The sequence below is a fragment of the Mesorhizobium sp. CA14 genome, from assembly GCF_020165195.1.
Classification (GTDB): domain Bacteria; phylum Pseudomonadota; class Alphaproteobacteria; order Rhizobiales; family Rhizobiaceae; genus Mesorhizobium.
Genome location: NZ_JAIUHR010000001.1, coordinates 67,470 through 89,253 on the forward strand (window position 1 = coordinate 67,470; position 21,784 = coordinate 89,253).

19 protein-coding genes and 1 pseudogene are annotated in these 21,784 nt (G+C 65.1%); 9 read left to right on the forward strand and 11 right to left on the reverse strand.

Translation table 11 applies throughout. From position 1 onward, the window contains the following. Positions 1-195 precede the first annotated feature (195 nt). The 3 genes from LB565_RS00345 to LB565_RS00355 are packed head-to-tail and all read left to right on the forward strand — an operon-like array spanning position 196 to position 2,600. A complete protein-coding gene (locus LB565_RS00345) occupies positions 196-894 on the forward strand; it encodes a fumarylacetoacetate hydrolase family protein (protein WP_224581228.1) in 699 nt (232 codons plus the stop codon). Continuing rightward, the gene (gene maiA / locus LB565_RS00350) at positions 891-1,541 is read left to right on the forward strand and encodes a maleylacetoacetate isomerase (RefSeq protein ID WP_224581229.1); all 651 of its coding nucleotides are present in this window, start codon (positions 891-893) and stop codon (positions 1,539-1,541) included. Before LB565_RS00345 ends, maiA begins: the two co-directional genes overlap by 4 nt. An 18-nt stretch (positions 1,542-1,559) precedes the next feature. Then, the gene (locus tag LB565_RS00355) at positions 1,560-2,600 is read left to right on the forward strand and encodes a zinc-dependent alcohol dehydrogenase family protein (RefSeq protein WP_224581230.1); all 1,041 of its coding nucleotides are present in this window, start codon (positions 1,560-1,562) and stop codon (positions 2,598-2,600) included. A 66-nt stretch (positions 2,601-2,666) separates the two neighbouring features. Here LB565_RS00355 and LB565_RS00360 read toward each other — a convergent pair whose 3' ends face one another. Then, the gene (locus LB565_RS00360; RefSeq protein WP_224581231.1) at positions 2,667-3,530 is read right to left on the reverse strand and encodes a DMT family transporter; all 864 of its coding nucleotides are present in this window, start codon (positions 3,528-3,530) and stop codon (positions 2,667-2,669) included. Positions 3,531-3,632: 102 nt separating this feature from the next. Between LB565_RS00360 and LB565_RS00365 the strand changes: the two genes are divergently transcribed. Beyond that, the gene (locus LB565_RS00365) at positions 3,633-5,051 is read left to right on the forward strand and encodes a PLP-dependent aminotransferase family protein (protein WP_224581232.1); all 1,419 of its coding nucleotides are present in this window, start codon (positions 3,633-3,635) and stop codon (positions 5,049-5,051) included. Positions 5,052-5,068: 17 nt separating this feature from the next. Here LB565_RS00365 and LB565_RS00370 read toward each other — a convergent pair whose 3' ends face one another. The 3 genes from LB565_RS00370 to LB565_RS00380 all read right to left on the reverse strand — a co-directional run bounded on the left by LB565_RS00370 (position 5,069) and on the right by LB565_RS00380 (position 7,533). Then, positions 5,069-5,566, reverse strand: coding sequence for a MaoC family dehydratase (locus tag LB565_RS00370; protein ID WP_224581233.1), 498 nt, complete (start codon positions 5,564-5,566; stop codon positions 5,069-5,071). Between the two features lie 178 nt (positions 5,567-5,744). Beyond that, on the reverse strand, positions 5,745-6,173 hold the full coding sequence (locus LB565_RS00375; RefSeq protein WP_224581234.1) for a phasin family protein: 429 nt from the start codon (positions 6,171-6,173) through the stop codon (positions 5,745-5,747). A 64-nt stretch (positions 6,174-6,237) separates the two neighbouring features. After that, positions 6,238-7,533, reverse strand: coding sequence for a DUF445 domain-containing protein (locus tag LB565_RS00380; protein ID WP_224581235.1), 1,296 nt, complete (start codon positions 7,531-7,533; stop codon positions 6,238-6,240). Between the two features lie 210 nt (positions 7,534-7,743). Between LB565_RS00380 and rirA the strand changes: the two genes are divergently transcribed. Then, positions 7,744-8,205, forward strand: coding sequence for an iron-responsive transcriptional regulator RirA (gene rirA / locus LB565_RS00385; protein ID WP_224581236.1), 462 nt, complete (start codon positions 7,744-7,746; stop codon positions 8,203-8,205). Here rirA and LB565_RS00390 read toward each other — a convergent pair. The 5 genes and pseudogenes from LB565_RS00390 to hemP form a co-directional block, all read right to left on the reverse strand. After that, the gene (locus LB565_RS00390) at positions 8,202-8,990 is read right to left on the reverse strand and encodes a heme ABC transporter ATP-binding protein (protein WP_224581237.1); all 789 of its coding nucleotides are present in this window, start codon (positions 8,988-8,990) and stop codon (positions 8,202-8,204) included. The two genes, rirA and LB565_RS00390, sit on opposite strands and share 4 nt — an antisense overlap. A gap of 7 nt (positions 8,991-8,997) precedes the next feature. Next, positions 8,998-10,097, reverse strand: a pseudogene (locus LB565_RS00395) (FecCD family ABC transporter permease). Between the two features lie 6 nt (positions 10,098-10,103). Next, entirely contained in the window at positions 10,104-10,997 is an 894-nt protein-coding gene (locus LB565_RS00400; protein WP_224581238.1) for a hemin ABC transporter substrate-binding protein, read from the reverse strand. An 11-nt stretch (positions 10,998-11,008) separates the two neighbouring features. Beyond that, positions 11,009-12,070, reverse strand: coding sequence for a hemin-degrading factor (locus LB565_RS00405; RefSeq protein WP_224581239.1), 1,062 nt, complete (start codon positions 12,068-12,070; stop codon positions 11,009-11,011). A gap of 50 nt (positions 12,071-12,120) precedes the next feature. Further along, positions 12,121-12,327, reverse strand: a complete 207-nt coding sequence (gene hemP, locus LB565_RS00410; RefSeq protein ID WP_224581240.1) for a hemin uptake protein HemP — start codon at positions 12,325-12,327, stop codon at positions 12,121-12,123. Positions 12,328-12,527: 200 nt separating this feature from the next. On the opposite strand from hemP, the gene LB565_RS00415 reads away from it, so the two are divergent. The 3 genes from LB565_RS00415 (at position 12,528) to LB565_RS00425 (ending at position 16,321) form a co-directional block, all read left to right on the forward strand. Next, complete coding sequence (locus LB565_RS00415) at positions 12,528-14,744, forward strand: TonB-dependent hemoglobin/transferrin/lactoferrin family receptor (protein ID WP_224581241.1); 2,217 nt, start codon at positions 12,528-12,530, stop codon at positions 14,742-14,744. A gap of 255 nt (positions 14,745-14,999) precedes the next feature. After that, the gene (locus LB565_RS00420; protein ID WP_224581242.1) at positions 15,000-15,962 is read left to right on the forward strand and encodes an energy transducer TonB; all 963 of its coding nucleotides are present in this window, start codon (positions 15,000-15,002) and stop codon (positions 15,960-15,962) included. Positions 15,963-16,006: 44 nt separating this feature from the next. Next, entirely contained in the window at positions 16,007-16,321 is a 315-nt protein-coding gene (locus tag LB565_RS00425; RefSeq protein WP_224581243.1) for an antibiotic biosynthesis monooxygenase family protein, read from the forward strand. Positions 16,322-16,353: 32 nt separating this feature from the next. Here the strand turns inward: LB565_RS00425 and putA are convergent, their stop codons facing one another. Further along, complete coding sequence (putA, locus tag LB565_RS00430; protein ID WP_224581244.1) at positions 16,354-19,962, reverse strand: bifunctional proline dehydrogenase/L-glutamate gamma-semialdehyde dehydrogenase PutA; 3,609 nt, start codon at positions 19,960-19,962, stop codon at positions 16,354-16,356. Between the two features lie 164 nt (positions 19,963-20,126). On the opposite strand from putA, the gene LB565_RS00435 reads away from it, so the two are divergent. Next, positions 20,127-20,579 carry an Lrp/AsnC family transcriptional regulator gene (locus LB565_RS00435; RefSeq protein WP_126060325.1) on the forward strand — a complete coding sequence of 151 codons (453 nt, stop codon included), beginning with the start codon at positions 20,127-20,129 and terminating at the stop codon, positions 20,577-20,579. Here LB565_RS00435 and LB565_RS00440 read toward each other — a convergent pair. Next, positions 20,576-21,784, reverse strand: a complete 1,209-nt coding sequence (locus LB565_RS00440) for a cytochrome-c peroxidase (protein WP_224581245.1) — start codon at positions 21,782-21,784, stop codon at positions 20,576-20,578. The two genes, LB565_RS00435 and LB565_RS00440, sit on opposite strands and share 4 nt — an antisense overlap.

Genomic DNA, 21,784 nt, shown 5'->3' on the forward strand with positions numbered 1-21,784 from the left:
GGCATCGGTTCGGTTTCCAGCCGGCACAGGATAGTCCTACGACCATGGCCGGATTATTGGCAAATAGTATACGCCCAATGGTACAGCGCATTGTCGTTGAAACGACAGGACAATACGCGTGGGTCGTCCTCAGTCTTGCCCGTCCGTCAAAATCGGCGGAAGGTGACACGATTCATGCCAACGCAGAGAAAACTGATGCCAGAATTCGTCCTTCCGCCGCCGGCCGCTGCTTCGGTTGCCGTTGCAGGCTCGGCGGAGCGGTTTGCCGTGCGCCGCATCTTCTGCGTCGGCCGCAATTACGCGGCGCATGCGCGCGAGCTCGGCAATGACGAGCGCGACCCGCCCTTTTTCTTCACCAAGCCGGCCGACGCGGTGGTCGACAGCGGCGCCGAGATCCCCTACCCGCCTTTGACCTCGAACCTGCACCACGAGATCGAGCTGGTCGTTGCCATCGGCAAAGCCGGCTTCCGCGTTCCGCGCGAAGACGCGCTCGCCCATGTCTGGGGCTATGGCGTCGGCGTCGACCTGACCCGCCGCGACCTGCAGGATCAGGCCAAGAAAGCGGCGCGTCCCTGGGATTGGTCGAAGGCGTTCGACCAATCCGCGCCTTGCGGACCGCTCGTTCCGGCCGCGAAAACGGGACATCCGGACAAAGGCCGCATCTGGCTTGCCGTCAACGGCGCGGTGAAGCAGGACGGCGACCTTGCCGAACTGATCTGGCCGGTCGCCGACATCGTCTCGATCTGCAGCGAGGCGGTCGAGCTGCAACCCGGTGACCTGATCTTCACCGGTACGCCGGCCGGCGTCGGTGCAATCCAGGCCGGCGACAGGATCACCGGCGGCGTCGACGGCATCGGCCAGATCGCGGTGACCATCGGGCAGCCGAGGCGATGAGCAATCTCGTCCTCCACAATTACTACCGCTCCTCCACCTCCTACCGGGTGCGGATCGCCCTGGCGATCAAGGGGCTGGACTACACCTATGTGCCGCATCATCTGCGCCATGGCGAGCATCTCGAGCCCGCCTATCTTGCCGTCAATCCGCAAGGGCTGGTGCCGGCGCTGGTTCTGGATAATGGCACGCTTCTGACCCAGTCGCTGGCAATCATCGAATATCTCGACGAGATCCAGCCGGAGCCGCCGCTGCTGCCGAAGGATGCGCTGGGTCGGGCACGAGTGCGGATGCTGGCGCAGATGATCGCCTGCGACATCCACCCGGTGAACAATCTGCGCGTGCTGACCTCGCTGCGCAGTTTGTTCGGCGCCGGCGACGAGGATGTCGTCAACTGGTTCCGGCATTGGGTGAACGAAGGTTTTCAGCCGCTTGAGAAGATTCTGGCTTCGTCGCCTGAGACCGGCACCTTCTGCCACGGTGATGCGCCCGGCCTTGCCGACATCTGCCTTGCCGCCCAGGTCACCAACAATGCCCGCTTCGGCGTCGACATGGCGCCCTACCCCGTGATTGCGCGCATCAACGCCGCCTGCATGGCGTTGCCGGCGTTCCAGAAGGCTGCGCCGCAGAACCAGATCGATGCCGAGTAACGAATTGAAGGACTCCCCATGAAAGCCGTCGTTTACGAGAAATTCGGCGAGGCGCCGACGATCCAGACCGTTCCCGATCCCAAACCGGCGGCCGATGGCGTGGTCATAAAGGTCGAGGCTACGGGTCTTTGCCGCAGCGACTGGCATGGCTGGATGGGCCATGATGACGGCATCACGCTGCCGCACGTCCCCGGACATGAGTTGGCTGGCGTCGTCGTCGCCGCCGGCAAGCAGGTCGGCCGCTGGAAGGCCGGCGATCGCGTCACGGTCCCCTTCGCCGTCGGCTGCGGCCGTTGCTTCGAATGCACGTCGGGCAACCATCAGGTCTGCGAGCACCAGACGCAGCCGGGCTTCACCGGCTGGGGCTCCTTCGCCGAATATGTCGGCATCGAGCACGCCGACACCAATCTGGTGCGCCTGCCCGAAGAGATGGAATTCGCCACCGCCGCCAGCCTCGGCTGCCGCTTCGTCACCTCCTTCCGCGCCATCGTCGACCAGGGCCGCGTGACGCCGGGCGAATGGGTGGCGGTGCATGGCTGCGGCGGTGTCGGCCTGTCGGCGATCATGATCGCCAGCGCCATGGGCGCCAATGTCATTGCCATCGACCTCACCGACGAGAAGCTGCAGTTCGCCAAAAAGATCGGCGCAGTGGCGACGATCAATGCCTCGACGACGCAGAACGTCGTCAAGGCCGTCAAGCAGATCACCAATGGCGGCGCGCATATGTCGATGGACGCGCTCGGACACCCGACCACCTCCTTCAACTCGATCGCCAATCTGCGCCGGCGCGGCCGCCATGTTCAGGTCGGGCTGATGCTGGGCGAACATGCCCGCCCGCAGGTGCCGATGGACAAGGTGATCGCCTTCGAGCTCGAAATTTTAGGCAGCCACGGCATGCAGGCCTACCGCTACAACGCGATGATGGAGATGATCCGCACCGGCAAGCTGAAGCCCGAATTGCTGGTGGGCAAGAAGATCAGTCTCGAAGAGGCGCCCGCCGCGCTGATGGCAATGGGCGGCTTCGAGGGCATCGGTATCGGGGTGGTGACGAAGTTCTGAGCAATTCCAGGAAAAGTGTGAAACGGTTTTCCGTCCGGAATTGCGTCAAAACAAATCAGTAGGCGCTTACCGCGCGAACTTCTTCGCCCCGAACACGCAGGCCACGACGCCCAGCGTGACGACCACCATCATCGGGCTGACCTGCTCGTGCAACAGGCTCGCCGCCAGCGCCAGGCCGAAGAAGGGCTGCAGCAGCTGCAGCTGCCCGACGGCGGCGATGCCGCCTTGTGCCAGGCCGCGGTACCAGAAGATGAAGCCGATCAGCATGCTGAACAGCGAGACATAGCCGAGGCCGATCCAAGCGCCCGAACCGATGGCCGCAAAAGATGGCGGCAGCGTCGCGAAGCTCAACGCCAGCATGACCGGCAGCGACAGCGCCAAGGCCCAGCAGATCACCTGCCAGCCGCCGAGCTTGCGCGACAGCTTGGCCCCTTCGGCGTAACCCAGCCCGCAGACGATGATGGCGCCGAGCATCAGGCCGTCGCCGACCGGCGACGCGGTGACGCCTTGCGCCAGGGCGAATCCCGCGACCAAAGCGCTTCCCAGGCACGAGAACAGCCAGAAGGCCGGACGCGGACGGTCGCCGCCGCGCAGCACGCCGAAGATCGCGGTCGCCAGCGGCAGCAGGCCGACAAAGATAATCGAATGCGCCGAAGTGATATGCTTCAGCGCCAGCGCCGTCAGCAAGGGGAAGCCGACCACGACACCCAGCGCAACGACGGCGAGCGAGATCAGGTCGCTGCGCTCCGGACGCTTCTCGCGAAACAGCAGCAGCATCGCGATCCCGAGTAGGCCGGCGATCACCGCTCGGGCCGCCGTCAGGAAGGTCGGGTCGAAATCCATCACCGCCACCCGCGTCGCCGGCAGCGACCCGCTGAAGATCAGCACCCCGATGAAGCCGCTGAGCCAGCCGTCGAAACTCTTTTCCATGAACTGCTCCGTTTGCGCTTTCGTACCGGTGCGGGCCGTGGCGTCACCAGAGACAATGCGGTACAATTCTACAAAACTGTAATGGTCGGCAGGAAAGTACAGATGGACGTCTCGGACCCAAATGCCAGTGGCGCCACCCTCGTCGAGACCGTCATGGCGGCAATTCGCCAGCGCATCGCGGCGCGCACGCTGACGCCCGGAGCCCGCCTGCCGTCGATACGGGTCATGGCCAAATCCATGCAGGTGTCGAAATCGACCGTGGTCGAAGCCTATGAGCGCCTCGCGGCGGAAGGCACGATCCGTTCGCGGCCGGGCTCGGGTTTCTATGCCGCCGGCCAGCTCGCGCCATTGTCACTAGCCGAGATCGGTCCTCGGCTTGACCGCGCCGTCGATCCGCTCTGGGTCTCGCGGCAGTCGCTCGAAGCGGGCGAGGAGATGCTGAAGCCCGGCTGCGGCTGGCTGCCGGCATCCTGGATGCCGCAGGCCGCCTTGCGCCGGGCGCTGCGCACCGCTGCCCGTGCGGACGATGTGGCGCTTGCCGATTACGGCACGCCGCTAGGCCTGCCACCGCTGCGCCAATTGCTGGCAAGGCGCATGGCCGACCATGGCGTCGAGGTCTCGCCGGACCAGATCATGCTGACCGACTGCGGCACCCAGGCAATCGACCTTCTGTGCCGCTTCCTGATCGAGCCCGGCGATGCGGTCCTGGTCGACGATCCTTGCTACTTCAATTTCCACGCGCTGCTGCGCGCCCATCAAGCCAAGGTGGTTGGCGTGCCCTACACGCCTTCGGGGCCGGACATCGAACTATTCGCCGAGGCGCTCGCCGAGCACCGGCCGCGCCTCTACATCACCAATTCCGGCATCCACAACCCGACCGGCGCGATCCTGTCGCCAGTCACCGCGCATCGGCTCCTGAAGCTCGCCGACCAGGCGGATCTCACCATCGTCGAGGACGATATCTTCGCCGACTTCGAACACAGCCCTGCCCCGAGGCTCGCGGCCTTTGACGGGCTGCAGCGCGTCGTCCAGATCGGCTCCTTCTCCAAGACGCTGTCGGCCTCGGTGCGCTGCGGCTTCATCGCGGCGCCAGCCGACTGGATGGAAGGCCTGACCGATCTCAAGATCGCCACGACATTCGGCGGCACCCGGCTGTCCTCGGAGCTCGTGCTGACCCTGCTGAAGGACGGCAGTTACCGAAAACATGTCGAGCAGTTGCGCACGCGCCTGTCGCGCGCCATGGCCGAGACCGCTGGCGGGCTGAAGGCGATGGGCATCGTGCCCTGGATCGACCAGCCTGCCGGCATGTTCCTCTGGTGCCGCCTGCCCGACGGCATCGATGCCGCCGACGTCGCGCGCCATGCGCTTTCGGACAATGTCGTGCTGGCGCCCGGCAACGCCTTCAGCCTGTCGCACACCGCCGGCCGCTTCATGCGCTTCAACGTTGCCCAGTGCGCCGACGAACGTATTTTCAGGGTGCTCGAAAGGGCGATAGCCGCGTCTCGTCGCAAGGCCGCATAGGCCAGTCTCGGCAGGCCCTATGCCCCTGCCCGCTTGCGGCGCTCGTACATCATTACCAGCGTTTCGGCCGTCAGCGCCGGCTTCTGCTCGCCCTCGATCTCGACGGTGTTGGCCGCCTTCATCAGATACTGTCCCGGGCCGAGATCCTCCATGGAAAGCAGCGTGATGCGCAGCCTGATGCGCCCGCCGGCCTTGACCGGCGCCAGGAAGCGCACCTTGTCGAAGCCGTAATTGAAAGCGGCCTGGGTGTTTTCCGGCACGATGCCCATCTCCAGCGCCAGCGCGCCGATGATCGACAAGGTCAGATAGCCATGCGCGATCGTGGTGCGGAACGGGCTCTGCCGTTTCGCCCGCTCCGGATCGACATGGATCCATTGGTGGTCGCCCGTGCACTCGGCGAACTGGTCGATGCGCTGCTGGTCGACCGTCGTCCAGTCGGACACGCCGAGCTCCTGCCCGGACATCGTGCGCAACTGTTCGAAAGTCGGCGGCGTTCTCGGCCGTGTTTCCGTCATTCCGGCTTTCCCATCACTTTTGCCTGTCTCCCGACCATGAAGCGGCGGCCTCTGTCAATTCGCCGCCCCGCGATTTTCGCCGGTAGAGTTGATGCTTTAGGCAGGCCGAGAACGCTCGGGCGCCTGCGCCGGTTGCATCGCATGTCGGTCGGTGATGGGCCCGAAATCGCCAGGTAGCCTATTTCTTTTCGTAGCCGGCGCGGATTTCCGCCATCGCATCCCGGATCCGGTCGCGCAGGATCTCGACCGATTCGGTGCTGGATTTGCGCACAAGGTCAGCCACTTCGCTGGCATTCTTCAGCGTCGTCTCGAACGACCTGCGGGCAAATTCCGCCTGCTTGCTCATCAGTTCCTGCGGATTGCCGGGCGTCTGGTAGTTCTGCGCCATGCGCGTGATCTCATGCAGGGCATTCTGCACCATCTCATGCTGCCTCGCCAGCACCGAGGAGGCGCCTGCCGCACTTGCCCTCGCCGATTTTTCCAGGGCTTCGAGATTCTTGCGATGATGATCGAGGATCGCCTGGACATCGACATTCGGCAGCTTGAGATCGCGGCCGAACCTGCTGAACATGTCGAGAAAGGAGTCTGACTCCGGTTGTTTTGCCATGCTGTCCCTCCTGCCGGCCGCCATGCGGCGCCCTTGAAGGAGAATAGTGCTCCTTGGGCCAGCGTCAATTGACGAGGAACAGCCGCTCCGCCGTATACAGCGCCAGGCCGGCAAGCCCGCCGATGATCATGCCGTTGAAGCGGATATATTGCAGGTCCTTGCCGATATTCGTCTCGATCAGCCGCGTCAGTTGCGCCAGGTCCCAGCGCTTGACCTGGTCGGCGATGAATGTCGACACCCCGCTCTTCTGGCTTTCCACGAAGGAGGCCAGCGCGACGACAAAACCCTGGTTCATGTCGGCCCTGATCTGGGCGTCGTCGGCCAGATGCCTGCCGACCTCGACGAACATGTTGGCGAGGTGCTCGCGGATCATCGAATCCGGCGCATTGGCGTCCTGCTCGATGAACAGGCGCAGGCTCGTCCACGCATCGCCGGCCAGCGCCCTCACTTCCGGACGGCCGAGGAAATCGCGCTTCAGCTTCTCGGCCCGCCTTGCATATTGCTTCGAGGTCCTGAGCCGCTCGATGAAGCCAAGTACGAAGCCGTCGAATTCGACACGCATCGGATGGTTGGGATCGGCCCGCACCTCATCGAGCAGCGAGCCTGCCGAAGCGACGATCTTCTTCAAGAGATAGGCGTCGGCGCGAAACAGGTTGAACAGCGACGGCAGTTCCTCGCGGATCTTCTCACGCATCGTTGCCAGCGCCTGCTCGTCATTGAGGAAACGCCCGACGACCCTGGTGAACTCGTCGAACAGTCTTTGGTGGCGGCGCTCATCGGTCAGCGCCGACAAAAGCTCCGCCGCGAGCGGCGCCAGCGGTACCTTTTCGATCTGCTCCAGCATGCGGCTGGTGACGAAGTCGCGCAGGCCGGATTGCTCAACCGCAGTCAGCGTCTGCGGCACCAGCCGTGCGACGAATCGCGACAGGTCGGCGGCGCGTTCGGCATCGGCGAGCCAATCGGCGACCAAAGCGGCGAAATCGACCTCGGCGAGCTTTTCCCGCACCGGCTCCGGCGCCAGGAAATTGACTTCTATGAAACGGCCGAGATTGTCGGCGATACGGTGCTGGTTCTCCGGAATGATCGCGGTGTGCGGGATCGGCAGCCCGAGCGGCCGCCGGAACAGTGCCACCACGGCATACCAGTCGGCGATGCCGCCGATGGTCGCGGCCTCGGCGAAGGCGGCGACGAAACCGAGCCATGGGTAGCTGCCCTCGAAGGACTTGGCGAGCGCGAACACGAGAATGGACAGCGCAAGCGCCGCGGCGGCGATGGACTTGGTCCGCCGCAATGCCGCGAGCTTTGCTTGCGCATCGGCATCGAATCGAGCCGGCGCGAGGGCCGGAGCTGACTGTGACATGGAAAGGCCGTTTCCTGTTTGCACCCGCCTTTATCTAGTGGCTGCGCCGCCAAAACGCTCGCTCGAAGCTTGGGCGGCATCCCGAGCCGCCAGAAGCTCCGGCATGCACGAAAAAGTTGACACGATTGTTCAGCTATGTACCGGTCCAGTCTGGAATTGTTCCAAACTATGGGCCATATTCGGCTCAAGCTAATATTTCGCGAGGATACCATGCGGCTCACGCGCCAGACCAATTATGCGATGCGCATTCTGATGTACTGCGCCGCTAACACTGAAAGGCTGAGCCGCATCCCCGAGATCGCCGCCGCCTATTCGGTGTCCGAGCTGTTCCTCTTCAAGATCCTGCAGCCGCTGGTCGAGGCCGGCCTGGTCGAGACCGTGCGCGGCAGGAATGGCGGCGTCAGGCTTGGCCGTCCGGCCGAGCAGATCAGCCTGTTCGATGTCGTGCGCGTGACCGAAGAGAGCTTCGCCATGGCCGAGTGCTTCGAGAACGACGCGGCCGAATGCCCGCTGGTCGACAGCTGCGCCCTGAATTCGGCGCTCCGCGAGGCGCTCAACGCCTTCTTCGCCGTGCTCTCCCGCTACACGATTGCCGACCTCGTCGCCGCGCGTCCGAATGTGCGCAGCCTGCTCGGCATCGACCTCCTGGAGCAGCGCGCCCCGGCAGCCTAAGCCGCCGACTGCGGCAGCACGAACGGCACGCTTCCGGCGGGCAGCGCGCCGACCTTGAGCCTGCAGTCGAACACCTTTTCGATCAGCTCATCGTTGAGCACGTCCGTTGGCGACCCCGCAGCCGCCAGCCGGCCGCCATGCAGCATGAAAATCCGGTCGGCATACATGGCCGTCAAATTGAGGTCATGCAGGATCGCCACCACGCCGCCGCCGCGCCGGGCGAAATCGCGCGCGATGTTCATGATGATGAGCTGGTGCTTGATGTCGAGGCTGGAGACCGGCTCGTCGAGGAATAGATAGCGCGGCCGCCGTTCGAGCACCGGCGCCCAGACCTGACAAAGCACGCGTGCAAGCTGCACGCGCTGCTGCTCGCCGCCGGAAAGTTCCTGGTAGAAACGGCCGGCGAAACCGTCGAGGTCGACACGCGCCAGCGCCCGCTCGGGCAAACGCGCATCCTCGCCGGGCAGCACGCCGGAGCGCCCGCCGATCAGGCCGAGGCGCACGATCTCGCGCACGGTGAACGGGAAGGACAGCGCCGTGGCCTGCGGCAGCACCGCGCGCAGCGTGGCTGCCTCGACCGGCTTCATTGACGACAGGTCGCGGCCGTTGAGGGTGACGGTGCCGGCATAGGCGAGCTCGCCTGTCAGCGCCTTGAGCAAGGTCGTCTTGCCGGATCCGTTTGGCCCGACGATGGCCGTCACCTCGCTGGGCTGCGCCGTGAAATCGACATGGGAGACGATGCGCTTGCCGCCGATCGCCACCGAAATGTCGCGCGCTTCGATCATGGCGAACTCACAGATCAACGACGCCGCGCTTGCGCAGCAGGATCCACAGGAAGAACGGCGCGCCGGCGACCGCGGTGACGATGCCGATCGGCAGTTCGGCGGGCGCGACGACAGTGCGGGCGACCGCGTCGGCGATGAGAAGCAGCGACGCGCCGAGCAGGGCCGAGGCCGGCAGCAAATAACGGTTGTCCGGCCCGATCGCCAGCCGCAGCACATGCGGCACGACAATGCCGATGAAGCCGATGCCGCCGCTGACCGCGACCGAAGCGCCGACCGCCGCCGACACGCCGACGATGGCCGTGTATTTCAGCCGCTGCACCGGAATGCCGAGATGGCCCGCGGTCGCTTCGCCCAGCGCCAGCGCGTTGAGGCCGCGCGACAGAAACGGCATCGCGGCCAGCGCAAGGACGATCACCGGCCCGACGGTGCCGATCTTCGGCCATGTCGCGCCGGCCAGCGAGCCGAGTTGCCAGAAGGTCAGGTCGCGCAGTTGCCGGTCGTCGGCCATGAAGATGAGGATGCCCGTGATCGCCATGGCAAGAGTGCTGGTGGCGATGCCGGCAAGCAGCATCGTGGCGACCGACGTCCTGCCCTGGCGCGTGGCGATCGCGTAGAGCAGCAACGTCACCGCGAGCCCGCCGAAGAATGCCGCGAGCGGCAAAGCGAGCGTGCCGAGCGCAAGCGTGACGGGCGCGAGCCAGGTCGTGCCGACCACGATGATCGCCACCGCACCGAGGCTGGAGCCGGCGGAAACGCCGATCAGGCCGGGATCGGCAAGCGGGTTGCGGAACAGGCCCTGCATCACCGCGCCGCAGACGGCCAGCGCGGCGCCGATGAGCACGCCGAGCAGCAGGCGCGGCATGCGGACGTCTAGACGATCAGCCGGTCGCGCGCCGCAAGCGCGCCATCCGACGGCACGGCGCCGGTGAACCAGTCGCGGATGACGCGGATGGCCGATGCGTCGGAAGCGCCCGCCGTCAACGACAGGAGTACGGAAAGCGCCAGCGCCAGGCACAAAAGCGCGATGACGAACCTTGCTCGCGCCGAGCGGTCGCCATCGGCTGCCATCGCCCGGCCTGGCGTGCCTGCTATCGACTGTTCGGCCATGGCCGCTTAGTCCAAGACCTGGTTGCCATAAAGCGCGACCGCAAGATCGTGGATGGCTTCGGCGGTGCGCGGCCCGAAGCCGAGCAGATAGCTGCCCCCCATGCTGATCATCTTGCGGTTCGTGCCAGCCGGGGTCGACGCGACGGCCGGGTTGGCAAACAGCTCCTCCTCCGAGACCGGCGGTCCGCCGCCCTTCATGGTCAGGATGACATCCGGCCTGGCGCTGACGATCGCCTCATCCGTCATCGGCTTGTAACCGGAGAAACCATCGACCGCGTTGACCGCGCCAGCAAGCCTGACGATGCCGTCGGCCGCAGTGTCGCTGCCCGCGGCAAGGATCTTGCCGCCTTGCGTCGACAGCACAAACAGCACGCGCTTGCGATCCTTGATCGAGGCCGTCTGCTTTTCCGCCGCCGTCAGCTTCGCGTCCGTCTCGGCGGCGAGCTTCTCCGCCTTGGCCTCGACCCCCAGCGCCTTGCCGACGACGCGGATCTTTTCGAGGATGCCCTCATGATTGTAGTGGTCCGGCACCTCGACGAAAGGCACGCTCGACTTCTTCAGCACGTCGACCGCTTCCTTCGGGCCGCTGCCCTGCAGGGCCAGGATTCCGCTCGGATTGACCGACAGGACACCCTCGGGCGAGAGGGCGCGCATGTAACCGACATCCGGCAGCTTCTGCGCTTCTTCCGGATAGGAGCTGGTCGAATCGCGGGCGACGAGATGTCCCTCCTCACCGAGCGCATAGACGATCTCAGTGATCGAGCCTCCGATCGAGACAATTCGCGAAGCATCCGAAAAGACGGCTTTCCCTTCGTCGGCTCCGGCAGGCAGCGGGATAACGGCAAGCAGCACGCCAAGCATCGGCGCAAGCGCAGCGCGGAAACTGAGAACAAGGCGCATTGGGTGCCACCTCATGCCGCGGTCGGGTTGGGAATGCGGGGCAGGTTCTCGGCGAGAAAACGCCAGTCTTCGCGCTCGCCTTCGCCTTCATGGCGCTTGCCGAAGAACTGGATGATCATGCCGCCACTGGCGTCATACGCCTCCAGCGAGGTGACATGGCCGTCCTTGGTCGGCTTGCGCACCGCCCAGACCTCGTGGATGTGGTCAATCCTCAGATGCAGGTGGAAAGTCTCATCGAGCACGTTGATCCACGGGCCCATCGGCTTGACCGATTTGATCGGGCCGGAATGGATCTGGATGCAGCCGCGGTTGCCCACGAAGCACATGATGGGCATCTCGCCTGCAGCAGCGTGGTGGAACATGGCGCTGACCGCATCATTGTCGAGCAGCCAGGCATAGTCCTGGCCCACCATGCGCACCGCCTCGCGGCGGCTGAGCTTCAGCGTCTTCAACATGCCGAAAAACTGATGCACGTCGGTGAGCCGGCTCCAGCGGTCGCGCAGATCGTCGATCGAGGCACCCGAACTCTGCGTCTCACCCTCCTTTTCCGCTGCGCTTGGGAGGATCGCGACGGTCGGTTCCTGGTTCGAGGATTCGAGGCTCGCCACCAGTTTCTGGTAGGCATAGAGGTTGGATGCGGGCCTTAGATGCACCTTGTGCACCGCCTCGCCGGCCGCGTCGAAGAACTGCAGGCTGCGGCGGATTTCGCCGCCGTCGCGCTTTTCGACGGCAAAGCCATGCGCCCAGACTTTCGGGAAGATGCGCAGGTCGATGTTTTCGCCAAGCACCATGGCGTTGTGGTTGCCGGTCACGACCTTGTCGTAGACGCCGATCTTTTCGTGCACGGCGCTTTCGTTGCGCGTCAGCGCCATCACCTCGCCGACCGCCTCGAGGCCGGTCAAAAGATCGTTGACGCGCGGCTCGACACGGACAGTGCCGACGCAGCAATGCGCGGCGACCAGTTCCGCTTCCGAAATGCCCAATTGCGCCGAGAGATCGCGCTCCCGCATTTTCGGATTTTCTTCTCGCGCCCGCCGGATTTCCTCCGGCGACGGCTTAGCGCGCTGGTCCATATCGTCCACCTGTATTGCCTGATGTCTGCTCGTCTGCCGCCCCCCGGTCCTCACTTGTTGAGAATCAACTTGCCCTGGCGGGTGATCTTCAGGCGGTAGAGCGCGCCATGATGCTCGATGCCGATCTCGTGCTCGCCCTGGAACAGCGTGTTGCTGGAGAGCGTCCTCACCGCCAACGGCACCCTTTCGTAACGCATCTGCGTGTCGTCCGGACGGCGGACGCGATAGCGGAAATCGTCGGGATTGTGCGTGTTCATCGGGTCGGTCCTTTCCTCTGACGGCCAGCTTGGCCGCAGCCTCCTAAAATGCCGATTCAATTCTTGACTCGAATAATCATGTTTACTAGTCAGTGCATTACCGGAGTAAATGAGTCAACATTTATGACGCCGGATATGATCAAAAATGCGAGCAAGCCAACGGCCAGCCAGCTGCGAGCCTGAAATCTGGAGTTGGGGTAATGGGGTTGACGACTTGGGGACGGACGGGCCTTGCGGGCGATAGCGCGGGGCCGGGCTTCCGATCAATTGCAAAGACAATCGCCACATTGATGGCCGGAGCGGCGGCGATCGCGCTCAGCGCGCCCGCCGCGCGAGCGCAGCAAGCCGCGCAGCCGGCCAACCAGCAGCAGGCCGACCAGAAAAAGAAGGCCGATGAGCAGGCCGCAGCCGAAGGGACGCTTCTCGACAAGATCCTCGTCATCAGCCGCACCGGCGAAACCGCGATCCAGTCGCTTGCCTCGGCCAGCCATGTCGACCAGGAGCAGCTCGACCGTCGCATGGCGACGACGCCGAACGAGATGCTTCTCGGCGTGCCCGGTGTCACCGTGCAGGCCGACGCGCGCCGCGTCAGCTCCAGCATCAACATCCGCGGCCTGCAGGATTTCGGCCGCGTCGCGGTGATCGTCGACGGCGCAAGGCAGGATTTCCAGCGCTCGGACCATGGCACGCAATCGACCTTCTATGTCGATCCCGAACTGATCAAATCCGTCGACGTCATCCGCGGCCCGACCGCCAACACCTATGGCTCCGGCGCCATCGGCGGCGTCGTCTTCTTCGACACCAAGGATGCCCAGGATTTCCTCAGGCCGGATGAGACCTGGGCCGGCTCGCTGACCGGGCGCTATGAAAGCAACGGCAAAGGCTGGACCGCCAGCGCGACCGGCGCCTATAAGATCAACGACAATTGGGATGTTCTCGGCAACATCGTCTATCGCGACTATGGCGACTACAAGAATGGCGGCGGCGACACCGTTGCCGGCACCGGTTTCGACGTGCTGAGCGGCCTGCTCAAGACCACCATACGCCCGACCGAGAACAGCGAGCTGAAGCTCGGCTGGGTCGGCTCGAAGGACGGCTGGACCGAGACCAGCGGCGGCGTGCCGGCGAATGACGTCGATCTCAAGTCGAATACCTTCACGGCCCGCTACAACATCACCGACGATGCCAGGAGCTGGCTCGACCTCCACATCAACGCCTCCTACAATAAGACAATTCTCGACCTGACCACGCTTACCGCGCAGAACCGCTTCGATCCGACGACCGGCCTGCCCGTGGTGCTGCCGGCTGGCTCGCTGTCCACCTTCGATGTCGGCACGACCGGCATCGACATATGGAACACATCCCGCTTCGAGACGGCGAGCGTCGCGCACGAACTGACCTATGGCGGCGACTGGGTCGGCGACGATGTCGAGACCGGCGGCAGCGCCGGCGGCGACGCCTTCTACACGCCGTCCGGCAAGCGCAATGTCTCCGGCGCTTACATACAGGACAAGCTGACCTGGGAGTGGATCGAGGTCATTGGCGGCCTGCGCTACGACAATTACAGCCTGAAGGACGACACGAATGAGACGTCCGGCGACAGGGTTTCGCCGCGCATCACGGTCGGCGTCTCGCCCTTCGAAAGCGCAGGTCTCGCCGGCCTGCAATTCTACGGCACCTATGCGGAAGGCTATCGCTCCCCCTCTCTGACCGAGACGCTGATCAGCGGCAACCATCCGGCCGGCGTCAGCTTCCCGTTCCTGCCCAATCCGAATCTGAAGCCCGAGACGGGCAAGACCGTCGAGTTCGGCGTCAACTACCAGCAGAACGACATCATCGAGGGCGGCGACGCGCTGCGGCTCAAGGCTGCCTACTTCCACAACAACGTCGACGATTACATCGACGGCGTGACGCTCTCGCCCTTCGACCCAACCAGCGGCTGCCCGTTCGGCCCGGGCATTCCGATCTGCTTCCAGTACCAGAACTTCGCCAAGGCCAAGATCAACGGCTTCGAGCTGGAAAGCGTCTACGATGCCGGCTGGGGCTATGCCGGCCTGTCGGCCTCCATAATCAACGGCCACACCATCTCCTATGAAGGCGAGCGCGCCGACCTGGCTACCATCCCCTCCTCGCAGGTGACGGCCCAGCTCGGCCTGCGCTTCCTTGAGGACAAGCTGACCGTCGGCGGCGAGGTGCAGTACAACAGCAAGCCCAAGGGCAATCCGGTGGCCAAGGATTATACGCTGGTCAACGCCTTCGCCAGCTATCAGGCGACGGACAATCTCAAGCTCGACTTCCGCGCCGACAATCTGTTCGACGTCAAATACGCCAACCCGCTCAACGGAAGCACGACCGCCGTCCTCTACGAACCCGGCGTCACGCTTAAGCTCGCGGCAACCATGCGCTTCGGAGGCTGAGCTAGGCATGAAATGCTTGACGGCATCCTTTCGTCTGCTGGCCTCGTCGTTTGCGATGTCGCTTGCTATGGTGCCGGCGTGGGCCCAGTCCGCGCCGGCTCCGGCCCGAGGCGCTTTCGGCGTATAGGGATAGGATTGCATCCGGCCATTCCGCATGGCGTCATGGCGTGGCCTGCCTCCGGTCCACCGCCATGGGCGGCAACCGATCTTGATTTGACAATTCCTTGTCGCGTGCGGCAGGTCTCGGCGCGAGCCATGCAGGACATCAATCACCCTTCCGATGCAGGCAGTGAACCGGCGATCAAGCCGGACGCGCCGCTCATGCAGACGCGGCAATCCGCGGGAGACCGCAGATGGATGGTGGCGATCGTTGCCTCCGGCCTGCTCCATGGTGCCGCCGCGGCGGCGTTTCTGATCGCACCCGCGGGGACATTCGATCCTGCAGACGCGATCAGGGCCGAGGGCGCCGACCAGTCCGGCGCCAACGTCATCGGCAGCGCCTTGGACGACCAGGCGTCCGGCGCGGTGGATGTTACCCTGGTCCCGGATCCGCAGCCGGTGAAACGCCAGGCCGCAAAACCCGCTCCGCCGGCCGAGGCGCCGCATCCGGTAAGTGAGCAAGTGGCGCGCCAGCCTCCGCCGGAAGCCGTCAAGGAGCAGGCCTCTACGCCGGATATCCTGTCGGCCGCCGCACCGCGCCAGGATGATCAGAGCGTCCCCACGGACAGTAAGCCGACGCCCGCGATCGAGCCGCATAGCACACAAGCGCCCCCTGCCGAGCCCGAGCAATCGCCGGTCCCGAGCGCGGCATCGAGCGCACCAGCCGCATCGGCGGGGCCAAGCGAAACCGTTGAACCGCGCGGCACGGCCGATGGCGATACGCGTGAGGCGCCGGTCATCGCCAGCAAGGGCAAGAAACAGGCCGCCGGCAATGCGCTGGAATCCCGATACAGCGGTGAAATCCAGAAGAAGCTTGCCCGCGCCAACCGTCGCGTTTCGAAACCGATCCAGGCCAAGGCTCGCAACAATGCCAGGGTGGTTTTCGTCGTCGCGGCCGACGGCAGCGTCAGCGACCTGCAGCTCGCTGAAAGTTCAGGCTCCGCCGAGCTCGATCAATTCGCTTTGACGCTGGTGCGCAAACAAGCCCCGTTCCCTCCCATTCCGCCCGAGACCGGAAAATCGAGTTGGGTGTTCAAGGCGCGGATCGGCCCCTTTTAAAGCCTTCGCCATCCTAGGAATTCGTCCATTTCGAAAGGAAGCCAATGTACATCGCTATGAACCGCTTCAAGGTCCAGAACGGCTCGGAAGAAGCCTTCGAGGACGTCTGGAAGAATCGCGATTCAAGCCTCTCCGGAATGCAGGGTTTTAGGGAATTCCACCTGCTGCGCGGTCCGGTCGACGAGACCGAGGGCTACACGCTGTTTGCCTCGCACACGGTCTGGGCAAGCCAGGAGGATTTCGTCGCCTGGACGAAATCGGAAAACTTCCGCGCCGCCCATCGCAACGCTGGCGGCTCGAAGGTGCACTATCTCGGCCATCCGCAATTCGAAGGCTTCTCGGTCGTCGAAGGCGCTTGAAACGCGCCTCCGCCAAACTCGTCTCGAGCTGACTAAGCCGCGGCGAGCAGGCTGGCGTTGCCGCCCGCCGCCGTGGTGTCGACGCAGACCGCGCGCTCATGGGCGTAAGCGGCCGGGTTGAGCACCTCGCTGACCAGCGGCACGATCGGCCCGGCGCGCTCGGCAATCACCTTGCGCACGATGCGCGCCGCCTCCGGCGTGCCGGAGAAGGCGACGACATCGACCCGCAGCGAACGTGCCTCCACCGGATCTGGCCGACCGTCGATCGCCGCGAGCGGCAGACCCTTGCCGGTCAACGGCGACAGCGCAACCGGCGCGCCCGGCGCCACCGCCAGAACCGCATTGCCGGCCGCAAGCGCCTGGATAGTCTGGGCAAGCAGCGTCTCGGCATCCGGGCCAAGGCAGAGCACCCGGCCGCGCGGCGCCAGCGACAGCGTGTTGGCCTCGCCGGTCGGCCCTGGCAGGTCGACCTGGCCGAAATCGAGGCTGGCAGCTGCGGCGATCGCCGCCGCGCCCTTGCCGCGCAGATGCTTCCTCAGGATCGCCACGCGGTCCGGTCGCGTCGACCAGCCGCCGAACGTCGGATCCGGCAGATTGTCGGCAAGCTCGGTCGCGGTCACCTTGTGGCCCTCGCCAACCTCGGTCCCGGCCTCCGGCCCCTTGCGGAAGCGGCGCAGGTAGTGCGGTCCGCCGGCCTTCGGGCCGGTGCCCGAAAGCCCCTCGCCACCAAAAGGCTGCGAGCCGACGACGGCGCCGATCTGGTTGCGGTTGACATAGATGTTGCCGGCATGGATGCCGTCGACAAAATGCTGGACGCGGCCCTCGATGCGCGTGTGCAGGCCAAAGGTCAGGCCGTAGCCCTTGCGGTTGATGGCGGCGATCACCGCGTCGATCTCGTCGGCGTCGAAGGTCGCGACATTCAGCACCGGGCCGAACACCTCGCGCTCCATTTCCTCTATGCCTTTGACCCGGAAGACATGCGGCGCGACGAAGCGGCCGCTTGCCGGCGCCTCCAATTTTGCGATGAGCCTGCCTTCCAGCCCCTTCTTCCTGCAATAGTCGCTGATCGACGCTTGCGCCTCGTCGTCGATAACCGGGCCGACATCGGTCGAGATGGCCCAGGGATTGCCGACATTGAGCGCTTCCATCGCGCCCTTCAGCATCTCCAGCATCTTCTTCTCGACGTCCTTCTGGACGTAGAGCACGCGCAGCGCCGAGCAGCGCTGGCCGGCGCTCTGGAAGGCGGAGGCGAGGATGTCGCGCACCGCCTGTTCCGGCAGCGCGGTGGAATCGACGATCATCGCGTTCAAGCCGCCCGTTTCGGCAATCAGCATGGCGTCCGGCGTAGCGGTCTCGGCCAGTTGCTTCTCGATCAGCTTGGCGACCTCGGTCGAGCCAGTGAAGCAGACGCCGGCAATGCGCGGGTCGGCCGTCAGCGGCGCGCCGACCGAGGCGCCATCGCCCGGCAGCAATTGGATGACATCCTCCGGCACGCCGGCCTCGCGCAGCATTTCCACAGCGCGGAAAGCGATCAGCGGCGTCTGCTCGGCCGGTTTGGCGATGACCGAATTGCCGGTGACCAAAGCTGCCGCGATCTGGCCGGTGAAGATCGCCAGCGGGAAATTCCACGGCGAGATGCAGACGATCGCGCCGCGCGCTTGCGTGCCCGCTTCGGCATTGGCCGCCTCGGCGGCGTAGTAGCGCAGGAAGTCGACCGCTTCGCGCACCTCGGCCACCCCGTCGGCCAGCGACTTGCCGGCCTCGCGGGTGGCGAGAGCGAAGAACTCGGCGGCATTGGCCTCGTAGAGATCGGCGGCGCGGTTGAGGATAGCGGCGCGCTCGGCAACCGGGCGCTTCGCCCAGGCGGGTTGCGCGTCGACGGCGATGCGCACGGCGGTCGCCACCTGCTTGGCCGCCGACTCATGCACGGTGCCGACGATCTCGTCGGGCTTGGCCGGATTGACGATCTGGCGCGGCTGGCCGTAGCCGGCGGCGCGCGTGACCGGCTTGGCGTGCCAGCGATCCGCGCCGGCGAACGCCGCCCTCGCCTTGTCGATGGCCGCGAGCGTCACCGGATCGGTGATGTCGAAGCCTTTGGAATTGCGCCGGCCGGCGCCGAAGATCGCGGCCGGGCGCGTGATCGCCGGATTGGCGGCCGGCCCCTGCGTCTCGACAACCGCGAGCGGGTCGCGCGCGATCTCCTCCGGCTCGACCTCCTCGTCGGTCAACTGGTGGACGAAGGAGGAGTTGGCGCCGTTTTCCAGCAGACGCCGCACCAGATAGGCAAGCAGGTCGGAATGCGCGCCGACCGGCGCATAGATGCGGCAGCGCGTGCCTTCGGCTTGGCGCACCGTCTCATGCAGCGCCTCGCCCATGCCGTGCAGGCGCTGGAACTCGAAGCTGTCGCGGTCCGTCGCCATCGACAAGATGGCGGCAACCGTGTGCGCGTTATGCGTGGCGAACTGCGGATAGATCCGGTCGGTCATCGACAAAAGCTTCTTCGCGCAGGCGAGATACGAAACGTCGGTGTTGGCCTTGCGGGTGAAGACGGGATAACCGGACAAGCCAAGCGTCTGCGCCCGCTTGATTTCCGTGTCCCAATAGGCGCCCTTCACCAGCCGCACCATGATCCGGCGGTCGTATTTCTTGGCAAGCGCATAGAGCCAGTCGATGGCGAAAGCCGCGCGCGGGCCATAGGCCTGGACAACGACGCCGAAACCGTCCCAGCCGGCAAGTTCCGGCTCGGCCAGCACGCGTTCGATGACGTCGAGCGACAGGTCGAGGCGGTCCGCCTCTTCGGCGTCGATGTTGAGGCCCATGCGCGAATGCCGGGCGGCAAGCGCCAGCGACAGAAGCCGTTCGGCCATCACCGGCAGCATGGTCTCGCGCTGCGCCACCTCGTAGCGCGGATGCAGCGCCGAGAGCTTGACCGAAATGCCATGATTGTAGCGGATGTCGGGACCGTTCGACCCGGCATCGAGCGAGGAGATCGCCTCAGCATAGGCGCGGTGGTAACGCAGCGCGTCGGCTTCGGTGCGGGCCGCTTCGCCCAGCATGTCGAAGGAATAGAGATAGCCCTTCTGCGTCATCGTCCGGCCGCGCTTGACGGCCTCGGCGATGGTGCGGCCAAGCACGAATTGCTCGCCCATCTCGCGCATCGCAGCGGCGACCGCCTTGCGGATCACCGGCTCGCCGAGCCTGCGCACCATAGCGCGCAGCGTGCCCTCGATACCGCCCTCGCCTTCGTCGAGCACGCGGCCGGTCAGCATCAGCGCCCAGGTCGATGCGTTGACGAAGATCGAGCTCGAACCACCCGAATGCGCCGACCAGTCATGCGGCGCGATCTTGTCGGCGATGAGATCGTCCATCGTCTCGGCATCGGGCACGCGCAGCAGGGCTTCGGCGAGACACATCAGCGCCACGCCTTCCTTGGTCGACAGGCCGTAGGCCGAGAGGAAGACCTCCATCAGCCTGGGATCGGTCGAGCCGCGCACCGCCCGCACCAGATCGGCCGCGCGCGCCGAGATCGCCTTGCGCTCCTGCGCCGAAAGCCCCGCCGTCGCCGACAGGCGCTTCACCGCCTCATCTTCGTCGGGCAAATAATTGGCGCGGATCTGCTGGCGGATGGCGTCGAGCGGCATGTCGGGTCCATGAAAGCGAGCGTGAACGAACGGTCTGGCGTCCGCCGGACCGAATGGCGCAAGCTAGCACAGCTGCGAATTCCAGTCGGTCCAAAGAAATCGACAAGATAGACTGATCGATCTATCATATAGGGAGTAATCTCATCATTTCGACCGTGGTTTCGATGATCGAAGACCAATTGGACCGCATTGACCGCAACATCCTGTCCGCGCTCGGGCGCGACGGCAGGCTTTCAATGTCCGAACTGGCTTTGAAGGTCGGCCTGTCGAAGACGCCGGTGCAGGCGCGCGTGAAGCGGCTGGAGAAGGACGGGTACATAAGAGGCTACCGCGCGGTCATCGACCGCGAGCGCATGGGCGAAGGCCATGTCGCCTTCGTCCAAGTGAAGCTATCGGACACGCGCTCGGCAGCGCTCGACGCTTTCAACCGCGCTGTTCAGGGCGTGCCGGAGATCGAGCAATGCCACATGATGGCATCGAGCTTCGATTATCTGTTGAAGGTCCGCACCACCGACATCGCCGCCTATCGCCGGGTGCTCGGCGAGCGCATCTCCGCCCTACCCCATGTCGCCCAGACGTCGACCTTTGTGGCGATGGAGACGGTGAAGGACCGCTAATCAGACAGCGTCTTGAGAAAAGCCACCAGTGCAGCCCGCTCGCGCTCGGACAGGTCGAGCGAGTGCACTTCCGAGACGCCTTCCATGCTGGGCGGCGCCTTCGAATAATGCGCCACCACCTCCTCGAGTGTCGCGAACTGGCCGGCATGCATGTAGGGCGGCCGGCTTGCGGCCCCCCTGAGCGACGGCGTCTTGTAGGCGCGCATCATTTGCGGCCCGTCCTTCACCATGAAGCGCAGCTCGCGGCAGGCGCTTTCGTCGCCGTCGCGGAACTTGCCGAGACAGTTGAACGGATCGGCCTCGACCTGCGCCACGGCATCGACGCGCCCGCGGTCCGGCGGCAGGCCGTCGATCGGCGGCACGGCGGTGTTGTGGAAGGAGTTATCGGTGAAGCGCGGGCCATTGTGGCAGGTCACGCAATTGGCCTTGCCGATGAACAGCTTCAGCCCAAAGACTTCCTCCGGCGAGAACGCGGCGTCGCCTTGCGGCGCGGCCCCGGTGGCCAGATCAATGGCAAAGCGGTCGAAGCGCGTCTGCTCAGGCTCGATCGAGCGCTCGAAGGCGGCGATCGCCTTGCCGATATTGGCGAAGACGCGGTTGACGTCTTCTTGCTGGCCGGTGGGCATGGCGTTCCACGCCGCCTTCTCGGCGTCGCTGCCGAGCGGGCTGGCATTGGCCGGCACGGCGGAAAGGTCCGGCAGCAGTCCGAAGATGCGCTCATAGCGCTCGCCGAACCGCTTCTTGATGTAATGCGCGAAGGCGGCCCGGTTGCCGGCCTGCTCGAGCGGATTTTCAAGCGGCGTCAGCGCCTGCGCCCACAGGCTGTCGCGCCTTCCGTCCCAGAAGAACCAGGGATTGCGCGCCACGCCCGCCAACGGCATCGTGCGGCGGTTGGTGTGGCCGACACCGACCGCCTGCGGCAGGTCGTCCTGGAACTGGCGGTCGATCTTGTGGCAGGTCGAGCAGGACACCGTGCCGTCGCGGCTCATCCCGCCATCGAAGAACAACGTCGAGCCGAGCGCGGCAGCCGCCGGTAGGTCCGCATACTGGTTCGTGGTGTCGGGTTTCAATGACGGCAGCGTGTTCAGCGCCAAAGATGCAATGGTCTTCTTCTCGGCATCGCTGAACTGCGGCTCGCCGCAGCCGCCCACAGAGGCGAGAGCGGCTAAAGCCAAGAGGCTCGCGACGCTGATCAGCCACCTCAT